Genomic DNA, 16,098 nt, shown 5'->3' on the forward strand with positions numbered 1-16,098 from the left:
CTCAGGCTCCCAGCTCGGCGGTGGCGGGGGCGACCCTCTGCGACCGGCTGGGCGCATGGATGCGCATGCCGGTGGCGTCGAACAGGTAGAGCTGCGCGGGATCGAGGTGCAGCGTAAGCGGCGCACCCAGTTCCAGGTCGACCACCCCCGGAAACTGCGCCACCAGGCTGCCGACCGGCGAGTCCATATGCACGAAGGTGTCCGACCCGGACAGCTCCGCCAGCGCCACCCGGCCTGCCACCGGCACAGTGCCGGGCACGGCGTCCAGGCGCAATGCCCCGGCCCGCACCCCAACCGTTACCGTGCCACCTTGCCGGCCTGCCTCGGGCAAGGGCACGACGATGCCGCCGGGCAGCGTGACCGCGCCGGCCTGCAGGCTGCCGGCTATCAGGTTCATGGGGGGATCGCTGAAGGCACGCGCCACGCGCAGCGACGCGGGATAGTGAAAGACCTCCGGCGTGGGCCCGTACTGCAACAGCTCGCCGGCATCGAGCACCGCGGTATAACCGCCCAGCAACAGCGCCTCGCCCGGCTCCGTGGTGGCATAGATCACGGTGGCATTGCCATGCGCAAAGAGCTGGGTCAGCTCCTCGCGCAGTTCTTCGCGCAGCTTGTAGTCCAGGTTGACCAGCGGCTCGTCAAGCAGCATCAGCGGCGCGCCCTTGGCCAGCGCGCGCGCCAGCGCCACGCGCTGCTGCTGCCCGCGGAGAGCTCGGCGGGAAGGCGCTCGAGCAGGTGCTCGATATGCAAGCGGGTGGCCAGCGCCCTTACCTGCCCATCGATATCCTCGGCACGCCGCAGCTTGAGCGGCGAAGCAATATTGTCGAAGACGGTCATCGACGGGTAGTTGATGAACTGCTGGTAGACCATCGAGACGTTGCGCTCTCGCACCGGCATGCCGGTCACATCGATGCCGTCTACCTCGACCCGGCCGGCACTGGGCCGGTCCAGCCCCGCCATGACCCGCATCAGCGAGGTCTTGCCGGCCTGGGTGGCACCTAGCAGGATGGTCACCGCGCCCGGCACGGGCGTCAGCGACATGGGATATAGATACGCCTGCGAACCTGCTTGCTGGGCGATGCCTTCCAATCTGAGCTGCATCGAGTCTCCGATTCCGAATGCCACATGCATCACATTGAAAGCGATGATGCAAACGCACAAATCTTTGCTTCCCGCTCGTTTTAGAGCAAAAACGAACATAAAACAATCGTGCAGTGCATCATTTGTTTTCGTTTCTGTTTGAACTAGAATGCCGACATGACGCTAAATCCACGCCAGACCGCCCTGCTGGAAGAGGTTCGCAGCCAGGGCTTCGCTTCCATCGACGAACTCGCGCGCAAGTTCGGGGTGACCCTGCAGACCGTGCGCCGGGACGTCAACCTGCTTGCCGAAAGCGGCATGCTGGCGCGCTTTCACGGTGGCGTGCGGGTGGAGGGCTCGACGGTGGAGAACATCGCCTATCGCCAGCGCCAGGTGCTCAATGCCGAGGGCAAGGCGCGCATTGCGCGCGCGGTGGCCAGCGCCGTGCCCGAGGGTTGCTCGTTGATCCTGAATATCGGCACCACGGTCGAGGAGATCGCGCGCGAACTGATGCATCACCGCGGCCTGCGCGTGATCACCAACAACCTGAACGTGGCGAGCATCCTGGCCGACAACCCCGAATGCGAAGTGATCGTCGCCGGCGGCGTGCTGCGCTCACGCGACCGCGGCATCGTGGGCGAGGCCACGGTGGAGTTCATCAGCCAGTTCAAGGTGGATATCGGCCTGATCGGCATCTCGGGCATCGAGGCCGATGGCACGCTGCGCGACTTCGATTTCCGCGAAGTGAAGGTAGCGCGGACCATCATCGAGCATTCGCGCGAAGTCTGGCTGGCGGCGGACGCCAGCAAGTTCAACCGGCAGGCCATGGTGGAACTGGCGCACGTCTCGGAAATCGACCGGCTCTTCACCGACGAGCCGGTGAAGCCGCCGTTCGAGAGCATGCTGGAAGAAAGCGGAGTGCGCTGTGTGGTCGCGCAGCCCTGAGAGCGGCCAGCCACGGCACCGCCTCCCCGTGGGCGAGGCGGTGCCGGCGGCGCCGATCAGCTTCACGCCACGGTCGTGCGCCTGGTAGTAGGGCTTGGCGCCCTTGAAGCTGGGCAGGAAGGAGTGATGAATATTGATGGCGCGGCCGGCCAGCTTGCGGCACAGGTCGTCGGAGAGCACCTGCGCGCCAGCACCACCAGGTCGATGTTCTGCTCACGCACGATCTCGAACACCTTGTTCTCTTGCGCGGCCTTCTGCTCGGCCGAGGCGTTCATCATCGGCAGGTGGAAGAACGGAATATCGTACGACGCGGCGAGCTGGTAGAAATCGCGGTGGTTCGACACGATGGCGGCGATCTCCACCGGCAGGCCGCTGGCCTTGGCGCGGAACAGCAGGTCGTTCAGGCAACAGCAGGTCGTTCAGGCAATGGCCGATCTTCGACACCATGATCATGACGCGCGGCTTGACGCTGGCATCGAACAGGTCCCACTGCATGGCGAACTGATCGCCAATCGGCGCGAAAGCGGCCTTCAGCGTGGCCAGGTCCGGGCCGCCGGCAGCCGGGGTGAAATGCACCCGCATGAAGAAGCGGCCGGTGAACTCATCGCCGTACTGGTCGGAATCGACGATATTGCAGCCGTGCTGGAACAGCAGGCCCGAGACGGCATGGACGATGCCCGGCTGGTCCGGGCAGGAAATGGTGAGAATGAATCCGGTATTGCTCATCGTGTGTGGTTTTGTCTAGTGCGCGCCGATCAAGGGCGGGGGATGCCGGGGGCGCTCCAGCCGCGGCGATTGAGCGCATCCAGCGTCACCAGGGTCGCGTCGACCGTCATGGCGCCATCCGCCATGATAGCAAGCAATGCCTGCGGGTCGATACGGCGGTGCTCGGCCACCTCCCCGTCGCGGTTATGCGGCACGAAATCCGGCGGCAGCAACAGGTCGTACACGTATACGGCCTCCCACTGCACGCCCTCGGGGATTTCACGCAGCACTTCGATCACGCCGTGCGCCTCGGCGCGCTGGGCCAGCACGGGCGGAATGCCGGACTCCTCGTCGCACTCGCGCACCAGCGTGGCGAGCGGATCGCTGCCGTGCGGCATGCCGCCAGCCACCAGGTTGTCCCACATGCCGGGGTCGACCGCCTTGGCGGCGCTGCGCCGTGAAATCCACAGCGCGCGCTCGCCGGCAATGATGCCGTTCATGTGCGAGGCAAAGGTCAGCAGCCCCAGAAAGCGCGCCGCGGCGCGCTCGATCACCGCGAAGGCCGGCGCCGCGAGTTCCGGCGTGACGGCAAACAACTCGTCGCGCCAGCCGCGCACATGGCCGGCGTCCGCCAGCCAGTGCGCCAGCGCTTTGAGCGCGGCACTGCGAGCGGGGCCATCGCCGCAGTCCGGCAGCAGTGCGACGCCGCCATTGTGCAGCTCGCCCAGCACGGCCGGCACCGCATCCTGCGCGCGCAGGACAAGCGCATGCGCGCGCGGCAGCCAGCCCACCTGGCGCCCTTCCACGGTCAGCCGCAAATGCGCGCCGGCATCGAAGCGGCTGCGCGCCACGAGCGAGGCGCGGATGCGGGAAACGGCGGGGCTCGGGCTCTCGGGCAAGGTATTGGACATGAAGGATCCCGGCGGCCGGCAAGGCACGCCTGTAACGGTAAAAGCAGTCAATCCAGGACAAGACGCATGAAGCAAAATCAGCCTTCGGGCCTGCCGCAATTCGTGCTGGCACTCGACCAGGGCACCAGTAGCTCGCGCGCGATCCTGTTCGATCACGCCGGCAACGTGGCGCGGGTCGCGCAGCGCGAGTTCCGGCAATATTACCCGCACCCCGGCCATGTCGAGCACGATCCCTACGAGATCTGGCAGTCGCAGCTGGCGGTCGCGCACGAGGTGCTGAACGATGCCGGCGTCGCGGCCAGCCAGGTGAGCGCCATCGGCATCACCAACCAGCGCGAGACCACCGTGCTGTGGGACCGCCAGACCGGCGAGCCCATCGGCCGCGCGCTGGTCTGGCAGGATCGCCGCACCGCGCCGATGTGCGAGGCGTTGCAGGCCGACGGCTACGGCGAGCTGTTCCGCGACAAGACCGGCCTGATCATCGACGCCTACTTCTCCGGCACCAAGCTGCGCTGGATGCTCGACAACACCGAGGGCGCACGCGAGCGCGCGGCGCGTGGCGAGCTGGCGTTCGGCACAGTCGACAGCTGGCTGATCTGGCAACTGACGGACGGCAAGCGCCATGTCACCGATGTCTCCAACGCGTCGCGCACCATGCTGTTCAACATCCACACCTTCCAGTGGGACGACGCCCTGCTTGGCCTGCTGGACATCCCGCGCAGCTTGTTGCCCGAGGTGGTGCCCTCCAGCGGCGAGGTGGCACGCACGGCGTTGCGCCTGTTTGGCGCGCAGATCCCCATTGCCGGCATCGCCGGCGACCAGCAGGCCGCCACCTACGGCCAGGCCTGCCTGTCGCCGGGCATGGCCAAGAACACCTACGGCACGGGCTGCTTCCTGCTGATGAACACGGGCGCGCAGCCAGTGACTTCGCAAAACCGCCTGCTCACCACCATCGGCTGGCAACTGGGCGGCACCACGCCGGCAGCGAGCCGCACGCAGTATTGCCTTGAAGGCGGCGTGTTCATGGGCGGAGCCACCATCCAGTGGCTGCGCGACGGGCTGCAGATCATCAATAGCGCGCCCGAGGTGGAGCCGCTGGCGCGCCAGTGCGACGACACCGAGGGCGTGGTGCTGGTGCCGGCCTTTGCCGGCTTGGGTGCGCCGCACTGGGACCCGTTCGCGCGCGGCACGCTGATCGGCCTGACACGCGGCACCGGACGCCCGCACATTGCCCGCGCCGCGCTGGAGTCGATCGCACTGCAGAGCGTGGATGTGCTGGACGCCATGCAAAAGGATGCCGGCATCTCGCTGGCCGAGTTGCGCGTGGATGGCGGTGCGTCGCGCAGCGATCTGCTGATGCAGATGCAGGCCGACCTGCTCGGCACGGCCGTGGTCCGCCCGCGCGTGACCGAGACCACCGCGCTTGGCGCCGCCTACCTGGCGGGCCTCGCCACCGGCTACTGGAGCGGCGAGGACGAGATCGCCAGCCAGTGGCAGGTTGAGCATCGCTTCGAGCCGAACCTTAGCGCCGACGCGCGCGCGTACCGGCTCTGGCGCTGGCATCGCGCGGTAGAGCGCGCGCGCGACTGGGCGCGGGAGGATGGCGCGCCACCGCACTCGACAAGCTGAGCGCGGGCCGGGCGCGGCGCACAGGCTACACGCAAGCAACATACAAGCAACACCGCACCACCGCAACACGCATTCGCATCAAACAAGGAATCATGCAGACACTGCAAACCCCCATCCTGCCGCCCGACCGCGCCACCCTGCTCGCCACCCTCGAGCGCGAGCCGAAGTGGGATGTCATCGTCATCGGCGGCGGCGCCACCGGCCTGGGCACGGCGGTGGACGCCGCCTCGCGTGGCTACCGCACGCTGCTGGTGGAAGCCGCCGACTTCGCCAAAGGCACCTCTAGCAAGGCCACCAAGCTGGTCCATGGCGGCGTGCGCTACCTCGCGCAGGGCAATATCAGCCTGGTGCGCGAGGCGCTGCATGAGCGCGGCCTGCTGGCCCGCAACGCGCCGCACCTGGTGTGGCCGCTCGGCTTCGTGGTACCGGCCTACCAGTTGTTCGACCAGCCCTTCTACGGCATCGGCCTGAAGCTTTACGACATGCTGGCCGGCGGGCTCAACCTGTCCGGCAGCCGCTGGCTCAACCACCGCGAAACACTGGCGGCGGCGCCGACCCTGGCCGAGCACGTGGGGGGACGGCCCCTGCGCGGCGGCAACCTGTATTTCGACGGGCAGTTCGACGACGCCCGCCTGGCCATCGCGCTGATGCGCACGCTGTTCGACGTGGGCGGCACTGCCATCAACTACCTGCGCGTGAGCGGGCTGTCGCAGCGCAACGGCGTGATCGACGGTGTCACCGTGCACGACGTGCTGGGCGAGGCCAGCTTCGATCTCAAGGCATCTTGCGTGATCAACGCCACCGGCGTGTGGGTCGATGCCGTGCGCCAGATGGAAGACGGCCACGCGCGCAGCATGGTCGCGCCCAGCCAGGGCGTGCACCTGACCTTGCCGCGCAGCTTCCTGCCCAGCGACCGCGCCATCCTGATCCCCAAGACCGACGACGGCCGGGTGCTGTTCGTGGTGCCCTGGAACGGCCACACCATCATCGGCACCACCGATACGCCGCGCAAGGACCTGCCACTGGAGCCGCGCGCCGGCGCCGACGATGTGGATTTCATCCTGGAGACCGCCACGCGCTACCTGTCGCGCGCACCAACCCGCGCCGACGTGACCAGCGTCTGGGCCGGGCTGCGCCCGCTGGTCAAGGCCACCGGCGAAGCGTCCACCGCCTCGCTCTCGCGCGAGCACACCATCCTGGTGTCCAAGGCCGGCCTGATCACCGTCACCGGCGGCAAGTGGACCACCTACCGCAAGATGGCCGAGGACGTGGTGGGCACGGCCATCCAGCGCCAGATGCTGCCGGCCGCGCCCTGCGTGACCGCGCAACTGCCGTTGCACGGCGCGCAAGGCTTGCCGGCGAACCTGCCACCGCCCGGCAGCAGCTCGCCGGACCGTTACTACGGCAACGAGCTCGGCATGCTGCACGCGCTGCCCGGCAACGACGAAATGCTGGTGCCCGGGGCCGGGCTGACCGCCGCCCATGTGCGCTTTGCCGCGCGTTTCGAGCTGGCACGGCGGGTCGAGGACGTGCTGGCACGGCGCAATCGCGCGCTGTTCCTGGAGGCCGGCGCCGCCAGCGCGGCAGCACCCCGGGTGGCCGCAATCCTGGCCGAGGAGCACGGCCACGACGCCGCGTGGCAGGCCGCCGAGGTGGAGAGCTTCCGGGCACTGGCAAGCGGCTATATGCTGCCTTGAGGAACGACGCGCGACAGGGTTGTACCTGTCGCGCGCAAGCCGCTCACGGCGCGCTATTTCTACGCCAACTGCCACGCGGCCAGGTAGGCCTCAAGCCGGTCATCGCCAGAACATTTTGGTGCTTGTGCCCTGGCCGAGCGATAATGCGGGTTATCGAATCAGGGAGAACACCATGGACGAGATTGATGATCTGTCCGATCTGCCGATGCCCCGCTTTATCTGGGGCTTCGCGATCTTCACGCCCAAGGGCGGCGAGGTCATGCATGACGAATTTGAATATCTGACCCACACCCGCGCGCCCCGCTTCACCTGCCGGGTGGTCGAACTGGAAGACATGCCGGTCGACAGCGAGGAAAGCGGCATCGACGGGCGCATCGTGCATTACGACGAGCCCGGCCGCCTGTTCTACATCTCCGATGCCGGCATCGCGCTGGTGAACTTTGAGCTGTTCGACAAAGTGCCGGAGAAGCAGAAACTCAAGAAAATCTGCGACGAGGCCATCGAGAACTGGATGCTTCGCCGCGATTTCCTCGACTCGGAAGAAGGCGAAGAGGGCTGAGCGCCCTTTGCTTCACCCCGAGGCGACGACGGCCAGCACAGGCCGTGGTCCGCCCAGGCGTGCCTCGCCGGGCAACCGCATCGCCAGGATTTCCCACACCATAGGGAAGGCCGCCGGAAGACATCCCCTCAAAAGCAAAACGCCCGCTGAAACCCAGCGGGCGTTTTGCTTGTTCCCAGCTTGCTACGGACCTGCGTGCCGCACCGTTCGCGTGGACATAAACGCACAAACCAGTGCTTCATGCCCGCCCTGCCCAGCATGCCGCAATCAGGCCGCGGCGCCTTCCTGCGGCAGGCCGCGTTCCAGCGCTTCCTTCACGAGGCCGCTCATGCCACCGGCATGCGCCGGCGCCAGTGCCTGCAGGCGCTTCACCAGTTCAGCATCCAGCTTGCAGGCAAACGGCACCAGGCCTTGTTCCTGGTCGAGCCGGCGCTGTTCGCGACGATCGACCTTGGCCGGGCCGGTATCGCGCCCGGCACGGACGGCGGCGGACAGCTTGAGGCTGTTCGCGAGTTTCAACGCTTTGTTCTTTTCGAGGTCGGTCTTTTTCACGGCTTGTTCCGCTAGAGTCTGTCTGGGGCGGTATTGTACGCAGGTCGGCGGGAGAGCCCGCCTTTCCGTCGTGCCCATGACGCGATGCATGCCTGTCCGGCACGGCATGGCGTCACCGCGCCAGCCCCCTACTGCGCCTCCCTCACCTCGATCAAATCCGCCGCCACCCGCTCGATCTCCGCATAGACGGGAAGCGCCTCGTCGGGGCCGGTGCATCCGACGCCGGTCGCGCTGGCTTCGTCCGCGCCCAGCGGATGAAAGACAAAGGCCATGCCTGGCTTCCACCTCGGGTCGTTCTTCAGGCTTTCATTGAGAATGGTCAGGTACTGGCTGCGAGTGAACACGTGTTTTGCCATCTTCACCTCCGATGATTTGTCGGGATCGTAGCATGGCGCGCGGCCCGATTCGGGTGAGCCTCGATTCACGCGGGCCAGGCTGCATGCGATGATCGCGTTGCTTTTGCCGCAATCGAGCCCTTCCCGTTGCCGCATCGGTGCCACATCGATGCAGCATCGATAAGACATTGCCAAGACAACGATAAGACAAAGGATGAGACAAATGATACGTAGCACTTTGCCTGTGCTGGCGGTCGCGCTGCTTGCCGCCTGTACGGCCCGGCCAGCACGCAAAATACCGCACCGCTCACGACCGGCTTCTCCGCCACGCAACTGGACAGCATGCGGGCACGCGTGCGTGCCGATGTCGCGCAAGGGCGCATTCCGGGCGCCGTGTACCTGATCGCCCGCAACGGCAGCATCGTCAACACGCAGACCATTGGCTGGCAGGACGCAGCGGGCAAGGTGCCGATGCGCCCGGACTCGATATTCCGCATCTACTCGATGAGCAAGCCCATCGTCTCGGTGGCGGTCATGATGATGGTCGAGGACGGCTGCCCGAGCTCAGGGGCCTGCGCGTTGGCGTGGAGAAGGCCGACGCTGCCGGCAAGCCCGTGCTGGAACTGGTGCCCGCCCAGCGCGAGATGACCGTGCAGGACCTGCTGCGCCACACTTCGGGCCTGACCTATGGCGTGTTCGGCAAGTCGCTGGTCAAGGAGGAATACAAGCGGCTGGACGTGGATGCCACCGAGCAGAGCAATACCGAATTCATCGCCCGTCTCGCCAAGGTGCCGCTGCAGTTCCAGCCCGGCACTACCTGGGAATACAGCCGCTCCACCGATGTCTTGGGCGCCCTGCTCGAGCGCGTGTCGGGCCAGACGCTGGCCACGCATCTGCAACAGCGCATCTTCACGCCATTGCAGATGAAGGACACCGGCTTCTGGGTTCCGCCGGCACAACAAGGCCGCATTGCGGAGCCCTTTGCCGTCGATCCCGACAGCAAGGTGCCGGTCGGGCTGATCGACGTGCGCCACGCCCCGAAGCTTGAATCGGGCGGGGGCGGGTTGGTTTCGACCGCGGCCGACTACTTCCGCTTTGCCCAGATGTTGCTCAATGGCGGCGAAATCGACGGGGTGCGCCTGCTGTCGCCGAAGACGGTCGCCTACATGACGGCGGATCACCTTGGCGTCATGGGCGCCCGTTCCCAGGCACGCGGGGCGGCCTACCTGCCGGGGCCGGGCTATGGTTTCGGCCTGGGTTTCGGCACGCGCACGGGCACCGGCGAGTCGGCCACGCCAGGATCGGTCGGGGACTACTTCTGGGGCGGGGTCGGGGGCACCTACTTCTGGGTCGACCCGAAGGAGAAGACCGTGGCGGTCTGGATGATGCAGGCGCCGGGGCAGCGCGAGTATTACCGCGCGTGGTTCAGGAACACGGTGTACAGCGCCATGACACCGTGATGAAGCGCGGCTGTGGCAGCGCGCTGCCACAGCCGTTGACGGCACGTAGGGCGCTTTTGGCCCCTACAGTGTCTTGACGGACTCGCCCGGCACCAGGCCGTTGATGATGTCCTCGCCGAACTTCACGGCGCCGCGGCGCGCGGTGCCGATGTTGTCCCAGGGCGCCGCGCTCAAGCGGAACACGCGCGAGCGCTCGGTCCCCGGCTCATGCCCCTCGCGGCAGATCACCACCGACGCGTTGAAGCTGCGATCCGGACGGCGCTCGGGCCAGGTGCGTTCCGCCTGGTGGCGATAGATCAGCGGGTAGAGATCGAAGCCCTTGTAGCGGGTGAAAGGTCCAGTGTCCAACTTGCGCTCCCCTCTTGATGGTGGATGGGTGGATGGGTGGATGCGGCCTGCCCGCGCCTCCACGGATTCGTCCCGCCCTGTTGCCGGACGATGGCGGCAATGCCTTCAGGCAAGTTCAGGCCACGTCAGTCTGCCGGCTGTACCGACCAACCCGGCCCCTTGCCGTTCTTGTCGCTCTCATGGCGCCAGCGGCAGCCGCAATCGGCACAGGTGTAAGTGGCAAAGGTGATCGCGGGCTGGCCACGCGGCTTGATGCGCTGCGTATCCGTCAGAAGCAGCCGGGGATGCCCGGTGCCGCCTGTCGAGCCGGGCCGTATCTGCGCACAGGCCTCGCACATGCTCATCATCGCTCCCGCGCCTCGCGCATGCGGCCAGCGGGCGAGCCGCTGCGCGCTGCGCAGTGTCAATGCTGCGCTGCGCCATGCCGCTAGCCGCGGCTACTTATCCGCCGCCATCGCCTTGAGCTGCGCGTCGCCGGCCACGCGCGCCGCGTCCGAGGTGGTGAAGGTATCGTCCGAAACAATGGTGCGCTTGACCAGCTGCGCAGCGAAGTCGACCAGCGTGATCACCCATACATAGCGCCCTGCCTGCGGCGCGGTCTGGACAATTGCCTGAAGATGCGGCGTGGAATCCTTAGCCATGATGTGCCTCCGGAGAATCGGATCAGGCCACTGTAGCACGAGTCGCGCATGAGACTGCCGCAACGCCGGTGCGCCGCGCTTGTCAGACCACCTGCAGTTCGCGCAGCGTTTCCAGGTCCGCCGGCGCGAGGCCAAGCTCGGCGTAGAACGCCGCGTTGTGCTCGCCCACCGCGGGGCCGCTGCGGGGCGCCGGTGGGGCATGGCCGGAAAACCTCGGCACCATGCAGGGCGCGGGAATCGAGCCGAGATCGGGGTCAGGCAAGCGGACGACCGCGCCGCGCGCCTGGAAATGCGGATCCTCCAGGATATCGACAATGGTGAATATCTTGCTGAACGGGATCTCATGCGCGCCCAGCGCCTGCGCCACGGCCTCATAGTCATGCGCGGCGAACCAGGCCTTGACCACGGCATCGAGCGCATCGAGATGGAGCACGCGCGCCGGATTGCTGGCATAGCGCGGATCGTCGGCCATGGCAGGTTCGCCGATGGCATGGCAAAGCCGGCGGAAGATCGGGTCCGATGACGCCACCAGCGAAACCCAGTGCCCGTCCGCGGTAGCGTACATATTCGACGGCGCGGTGTAGGTGGCGCGATTGCCCGCGCGCTTGCGCACCTGCCCCAGTTGCTCGTACTCCACGGCCAGTGGCTCCAGCAGGCGGAACAGTGCCTCGGTAGCCGACAGGTCGATCTCGCGGCCGCGCGCCTCGTTGCCCTGCGCATGCGCGCGCCGGCTGTCGGCCACGGCGGCAGCGATCGAGAACGCACCGAACAGGCCCGCCACCATGTCGCCCATCGGGTAGTTCATGTGCATGGGCGAGCCCGACGGGTCGCCCGCCAGGTTGGTAAAGCCGCTCATCGCCTCGAACACGCGCGCAAAGCCCGCGCGACCGGCATAGGGCCCGGTCTGGCCAAAGCCGGTCAGGCGCAGGATCGTCAGGCGCGGGTTGGCGGCGCGCAGGGTCTCGGCGTCGAGGCCCCAGCGGTCCAGCGTGCCGGTGCGGAAATTCTCCACCAGCACATCGAACTGCGGCAGCATCTTGAGCAACAGCGCGCGCCCTTCCGGCTTGCGCACGTCCAGCGTGATGCCGCGCTTGCCGCGATTGGTGACCTTCCAGTACAGCGGCAGCTTGCCCTTCACCGGCGCTAGCCCGCGCAGCGGATCGGTGCCATCGGGCAACTCGAGCTTGACGACTTCCGCGCCCATGTCCGCGCACAGCGTGCTGGCGAATGGCGCGGCTACCACCGTGGCCATGTCGAGGATGCGCACGCCGGCGAGCGGCCCGTTGCACTGCGCGGCGGGCGTGTCTTGGTCTGTGTGGTTCATGATGGCGTCGAGGAGAGAATCCTGCTTGGTTGAAGAGGGATCAAGGCCGCATGCCGCTCTTGAAAATGCGCCGCGCCAGCGTGGCGCGATGCAGCTCCGACGCGCCGTCGTAAATGCGGAACGGCCGCAGCTCGCGCTGGATCATCGAGACGGGCGTATCGTCGGAGATTCCTTGCGCGCCCATGATCTGCACGGCGCGATCCGCCACGCGCCACACCGCTTCCGACACGAAGACCTTGGTCATTGCCGACTCATGCTTGACCGGCTCGCCCGCATCCATGCGCATGGCGCAATCGCGCACCATCAGCCGGCTGGCGTGCAGGTCGATATGCGAATCCGCCACCATGGCCTGGATCTGCTGGAGCTCGCACAAGCGTTGCCCGAACGAATCACGCTGCGCGGCATAGCGCTGGGCGATCTCCATGGCACGCGAGGCGCGGCCGATAAAGCGCATGCAGTGCGACAGCCTGGCCGGCTCCAGGCGTGCCTGCGCATAGTCGAAGCCCTTGCCCGGCAAGCCAAGCACAGCGTCATCCGGCACCACGCACCGCTCCAGCAAGATCTCGCCGTGCCCGCCGATCTGGTAGCCATCCATGCCGGCGATATTGCGCACCAGCCGGTAGCCCGGGTTGCCGGCGTCCACCAGGAACATCGTGGCGCCATCGTCCGTACGCGCCAGCACGATGGCAAAGGCCGCGCCCACCGCGCCGCTGATAAACCATTTGTGCCCGTTCAGCACCCAGTTGCCATTCACGCGCTCGGCAACGGTGCGCAGCATGCCGGGATCGGAGCCCGCGCCGGGCGCCGGTTCGGTCATGGCGAAGCAGGACCGGATCTCGCCGCGGATCAGCGGCATCAGGTACTTCTGTTGCTGCGCCGGCGTGCCTTGCTGCAGCAGGTTGATCATGTTGGGCTGATCGGGCGGCGCGCAATTGAGCGCGGGCGCGCCAAGAAAACTGCGCCCCGCTTCTTCCAGCACTTGCGCGCGCTCGCTCCAGTTCAAGCCAAGGCCGCCGTGCTCACGCGGCAAGTGCGGGGCGTAGATGCCCGCCTCGCGCGCGCGCGCCTGCAAGCCACGCGTGACCCTATCGAGCCGGACTACGTCGTGGGCCAGCGCCGGGTCTTCGCTGGGAATGGCATGCGTCTCGACAAAGCGGCGCACGGCTTCGCGTAGTTCGCCAAGGCGCGTTGCGCGATCGCTATCTTGCTGCGGGGTCACGGTCGGCATGCTGCTTAGTCCAGCGTGGTGCCAGTCGACTTCACCAGCGCGGCCCACCATGCCGTATCGCTGCGAAGCTGCGCGGCAAACTGCTCCGGCGTGCTGCCCACCGGCTCCGCGCCCAGGTCCACCAGGCGCTTGCGAATCTGCGGCTTGGCCAGGATCCTCACGGTCGCGTCGTGCAGTTTGGCAATGATCGGGCGCGGCGTGCCGGCCGGCGCCATCAGGCCCTTCCAGGCCGTCACCACATAGCCCTTGAGTCCTGCCTCCTCGACCGTCGGCACATCGGGCAAGGCGCTGGCGCGCTTGTCGCTGGCCACCGCCAGGGCACGCAGGCGGCCCGATTGCACATATGGCAGCAATGCGGGCATGTTGTCGATCATCAGCGTGATATGCCCGGCGATCAGGTCGGCCACCGCGGGGCCGCTGCCCTTGTACGGCACGTGCTGCAGTTTGATGCCAGCGGACTTGTTCAGCAGTTCGCCAGCAAGTTGCGCGGGGCTGCCGTTGCCGGGCGAGCCAAAGCTGAGCTGCTCGGGCCTGGCCTTGGCATAGGCGATGAACTCCTTGAGGTTGTGCGCCGGCACGGACGGGTTGACCACCATCAGGTTGTGCTCGCGCGCCAGCATCGTGACCGGCGCAAGGTCGCGCAGCGGCTCATAGGACATGCGGGCATAGAGACTGGGATTGATCACGGTAGGGCCGGCGGCGGCCAGCAGCAGCGTGTAGCCATCCGGCACCGCCTTGGCCACGGCGTCGCCGCCGATATTGCCGCCCGCGCCTGCCTTGTTTTCCACGACCACGGTCTGCCCGAGCTCTTCCTTCAACTGCTCGGCCAGCAAGCGCGCCAGCGTATCGGTGGAGCCTCCCGGCGGGAACGGCACGACCAGGCGGATCACTTTGGCGGGATAGGCTGCCTCGGCCAGCGCCGGTTGCGCAAGCCCAAGCAGGCTCAGCAGGACCGAGCCTGCGGCAAGCATGGTTTTCAACATGGTGTCTCCTTGAGGGAATGCCGCCACCTGGCATGATGGCCGGCGGCTGTTCTTTGTCTTGCTGATCAGCTCGCTGCCGCCAGCGCCAGCGTGCGCTTGGCGATATTGAGCTGGTGGATCTGGCTGGTGCCTTCGTAAAGGCGGAACAAGCGCACGTCGCGATAGAAGCGCTCGATGCCGAAGTCCGCGATATAGCCGTAGCCGCCGAACATCTGCACGCAGCGATCCGCCACGCGCCCGCACATCTCGGAGGCGAAGTACTTGCACATCGAGGCTTGCATGGTCACGTCTTCGCCGCGATCGCGCTGGCGCGCCGTTTCCATGATCAGTGCACGCGCAGCAAAGATCTCGGTCTGGCAATCGGCGATCATCGCCTGCACCAGCTGGAACTCCGCGAGCGGCTGGCCGAACTGCTTGCGCTCGGTGACGAAGCGGATCGCTTCGTCCAGCATGCGGATGGCGGGCCCGGTGCACAGCGCGGCCAGGTGGATGCGCTGCTTGTTGAGCACCTTCATCGCCGTGCGGAAGCCCTGGCCTTCCTCGCCGCCGATCAGGTTCGCGGCGGGCACGCGGCAATCGTTGAAGTGCACCTCCGAGACCGGCGATCCCTCCTGCCCCATCTTGCGATACGGCTGCCCGGTGGTCAGGCCCGGCGTGCCGCGCTCAACGATGAATGCCGAAATGCCGGCAGCCCGCTGCGCGCGGGATCGGTGCGCGCCATGACCGTGAACAGGCCGGCAATGGGCGCATTGGTGATGAAGCACTTGGTGCCGTTGAGCACATAGTGGTCGCCGTCGCGGCGCGCGGAAGTCGTCAGCGCCGTGGCATCCGAGCCGGCCTCCGGCTCGGTCAGCGCGAACGAGCCGGTCAGCTCGCCGCTCGCAAGCTTTGGCAGGTAGCGGCTCTTCTGCGCGGGCGTGCCATCGGCTACCAGCGCTTCCGAGCCGATGCCGGTATTGGTGCCCACCCGCGCCCGGAAGGCCACCGAGCATTGCGACAGTTCCAGTGCCGCGAGCACGAGTTCCTCGGTCGTCATGCCGGCGCCGCCGTACGCTTGCGGAATCGAAAAGCCGAACAAGCCCAGTTTGGCCATCTCCGTCACCAGCGCTTCGGGGACTTCATCCAGCGCGGCCACTTCGGCCTCGCGCGGCACCAGACGCTCGCGCACGAAACGCCGTAATTCGGCCAGGAAGGTGTTGAAGGCGTCCGGTTCCCTGATCATCTGTCTCGCTCCATCCGCGGTAAGTGCCGCCGGGATCGGCCGCATGGAAACCAGCGTAGCAAGCAGCGCTCGAAAAGCGGATCGATGTTTCGCTATGGATCGATGTTTCGCTATCTTGAATGCAAGACATGCACGAAACGCGCGTCAATGGCTATGATGGATGCATACCCAGGCCCCGCGGCGCAGTCCATGCGCCACCGCCGAACTGCCTTTCCCTCACGCCCAATGCCGCCCCGCCCCCATCATCCCGACCCCGCCTTCGCCACCACGCTGGCGCACGGCCTGGCACTGCTGCAGTGCTTTCGCGTGGGCGAGCCCGTCTTGAGCAACAAGCAGCTTGTTGCGTACACCGGGCTGTCCAAAGCCACCATCAGCCGCCTCACGTACACGCTGGCGGCGCGCGGGCTGTTGCTCTACGACACCGAACTGCGCCGCTACCGGCTGGGCTCCACCGCGCTCTCGCTCGGCTACCCGCTGCT

16 protein-coding genes and 3 pseudogenes are annotated in these 16,098 nt (G+C 66.8%); 7 read left to right on the forward strand and 12 right to left on the reverse strand.

Annotation, left to right across the window (positions count from 1 at the left end):
- Position 1: 1 nt before the first annotated feature.
- Positions 2 to 1,101 (reverse strand): annotated as a pseudogene (locus OR16_RS34675) (ABC transporter ATP-binding protein).
- Between the two features lie 156 nt (positions 1,102 to 1,257).
- Here OR16_RS34675 and OR16_RS34680 point away from each other — a divergent pair.
- Complete coding sequence (locus OR16_RS34680) at positions 1,258 to 2,025, forward strand: DeoR/GlpR family DNA-binding transcription regulator (protein ID WP_006163536.1); 768 nt, start codon at positions 1,258 to 1,260, stop codon at positions 2,023 to 2,025.
- A gap of 48 nt (positions 2,026 to 2,073) precedes the next feature.
- Here the strand turns inward: OR16_RS34680 and OR16_RS34685 are convergent.
- Positions 2,074 to 2,751 (reverse strand): annotated as a pseudogene (locus tag OR16_RS34685) (formyltetrahydrofolate deformylase); the annotation flags it as partial.
- 29 nt (positions 2,752 to 2,780) lie between these two features.
- Entirely contained in the window at positions 2,781 to 3,641 is an 861-nt protein-coding gene (locus OR16_RS34690) for an NUDIX hydrolase (RefSeq protein WP_006163537.1), read from the reverse strand.
- A gap of 66 nt (positions 3,642 to 3,707) precedes the next feature.
- Here OR16_RS34690 and glpK point away from each other — a divergent pair, with 66 nt between their 5' ends.
- The 3 genes from glpK (at position 3,708) to OR16_RS34705 (ending at position 7,526) form a co-directional block, all read left to right on the forward strand.
- Positions 3,708 to 5,270, forward strand: coding sequence for a glycerol kinase GlpK (gene glpK / locus OR16_RS34695; protein ID WP_006163538.1), 1,563 nt, complete (start codon positions 3,708 to 3,710; stop codon positions 5,268 to 5,270).
- 92 nt (positions 5,271 to 5,362) lie between these two features.
- The gene (locus tag OR16_RS34700; protein WP_006163539.1) at positions 5,363 to 6,967 is read left to right on the forward strand and encodes a glycerol-3-phosphate dehydrogenase/oxidase; all 1,605 of its coding nucleotides are present in this window, start codon (positions 5,363 to 5,365) and stop codon (positions 6,965 to 6,967) included.
- 172 nt (positions 6,968 to 7,139) lie between these two features.
- Entirely contained in the window at positions 7,140 to 7,526 is a 387-nt protein-coding gene (locus tag OR16_RS34705) for a hypothetical protein (RefSeq protein WP_006163540.1), read from the forward strand.
- 267 nt (positions 7,527 to 7,793) lie between these two features.
- Here OR16_RS34705 and OR16_RS34710 read toward each other — a convergent pair whose 3' ends face one another.
- Both OR16_RS34710 and OR16_RS34715 read right to left on the reverse strand, forming a co-directional pair.
- On the reverse strand, positions 7,794 to 8,078 hold the full coding sequence (locus OR16_RS34710) for a hypothetical protein (RefSeq protein ID WP_006163541.1): 285 nt from the start codon (positions 8,076 to 8,078) through the stop codon (positions 7,794 to 7,796).
- A gap of 128 nt (positions 8,079 to 8,206) precedes the next feature.
- Positions 8,207 to 8,434: a hypothetical protein gene (locus OR16_RS34715; RefSeq protein WP_043422274.1), complete on the reverse strand. Its 228-nt coding sequence runs from the start codon at positions 8,432 to 8,434 to the stop codon at positions 8,207 to 8,209.
- Positions 8,435 to 8,767: 333 nt separating this feature from the next.
- On the opposite strand from OR16_RS34715, the gene OR16_RS47540 reads away from it, so the two are divergent.
- Entirely contained in the window at positions 8,768 to 9,061 is a 294-nt protein-coding gene (locus OR16_RS47540; protein ID WP_272942899.1) for a serine hydrolase domain-containing protein, read from the forward strand.
- Positions 8,998 to 9,873 carry a serine hydrolase domain-containing protein gene (locus OR16_RS34720; protein WP_272942900.1) on the forward strand — a complete coding sequence of 292 codons (876 nt, stop codon included), beginning with the start codon at positions 8,998 to 9,000 and terminating at the stop codon, positions 9,871 to 9,873. Before OR16_RS47540 ends, OR16_RS34720 begins: the two co-directional genes overlap by 64 nt.
- Before the next feature lie 63 nt (positions 9,874 to 9,936).
- Here OR16_RS34720 and OR16_RS34725 read toward each other — a convergent pair whose 3' ends face one another.
- From OR16_RS34725 to OR16_RS34755, 7 genes and pseudogenes are all read right to left on the reverse strand, one after another.
- Positions 9,937 to 10,221: a hypothetical protein gene (locus tag OR16_RS34725; protein ID WP_006163543.1), complete on the reverse strand. Its 285-nt coding sequence runs from the start codon at positions 10,219 to 10,221 to the stop codon at positions 9,937 to 9,939.
- Between the two features lie 125 nt (positions 10,222 to 10,346).
- A complete protein-coding gene (locus tag OR16_RS34730; protein ID WP_006163544.1) occupies positions 10,347 to 10,628 on the reverse strand; it encodes a hypothetical protein in 282 nt (93 codons plus the stop codon).
- A gap of 30 nt (positions 10,629 to 10,658) precedes the next feature.
- Positions 10,659 to 10,862 (reverse strand): hypothetical protein, encoded by a 204-nt coding sequence (locus tag OR16_RS34735; RefSeq protein ID WP_006163545.1) that lies wholly within the window; start codon positions 10,860 to 10,862, stop codon positions 10,659 to 10,661.
- A gap of 82 nt (positions 10,863 to 10,944) precedes the next feature.
- Positions 10,945 to 12,186: a CaiB/BaiF CoA transferase family protein gene (locus OR16_RS34740; RefSeq protein ID WP_006163546.1), complete on the reverse strand. Its 1,242-nt coding sequence runs from the start codon at positions 12,184 to 12,186 to the stop codon at positions 10,945 to 10,947.
- Between the two features lie 40 nt (positions 12,187 to 12,226).
- The gene (locus OR16_RS34745) at positions 12,227 to 13,414 is read right to left on the reverse strand and encodes an acyl-CoA dehydrogenase family protein (RefSeq protein ID WP_006163547.1); all 1,188 of its coding nucleotides are present in this window, start codon (positions 13,412 to 13,414) and stop codon (positions 12,227 to 12,229) included.
- 5 nt (positions 13,415 to 13,419) lie between these two features.
- On the reverse strand, positions 13,420 to 14,397 hold the full coding sequence (locus tag OR16_RS34750; RefSeq protein ID WP_006163548.1) for a Bug family tripartite tricarboxylate transporter substrate binding protein: 978 nt from the start codon (positions 14,395 to 14,397) through the stop codon (positions 13,420 to 13,422).
- 65 nt (positions 14,398 to 14,462) lie between these two features.
- Positions 14,463 to 15,619, reverse strand: a pseudogene (locus OR16_RS34755) (acyl-CoA dehydrogenase family protein).
- A gap of 225 nt (positions 15,620 to 15,844) precedes the next feature.
- On the opposite strand from OR16_RS34755, the gene OR16_RS34760 reads away from it, so the two are divergent.
- The coding region (locus tag OR16_RS34760) for a helix-turn-helix domain-containing protein (protein ID WP_006163549.1) at positions 15,845 to 16,098 on the forward strand (254 nt) is incomplete at its 3' end.

Origin of the sequence: Cupriavidus basilensis OR16 (genome assembly GCF_000243095.1) — a bacterium.
In the GTDB taxonomy this organism is placed as follows: Bacteria; Pseudomonadota; Gammaproteobacteria; order Burkholderiales; family Burkholderiaceae; genus Cupriavidus; species Cupriavidus basilensis_D.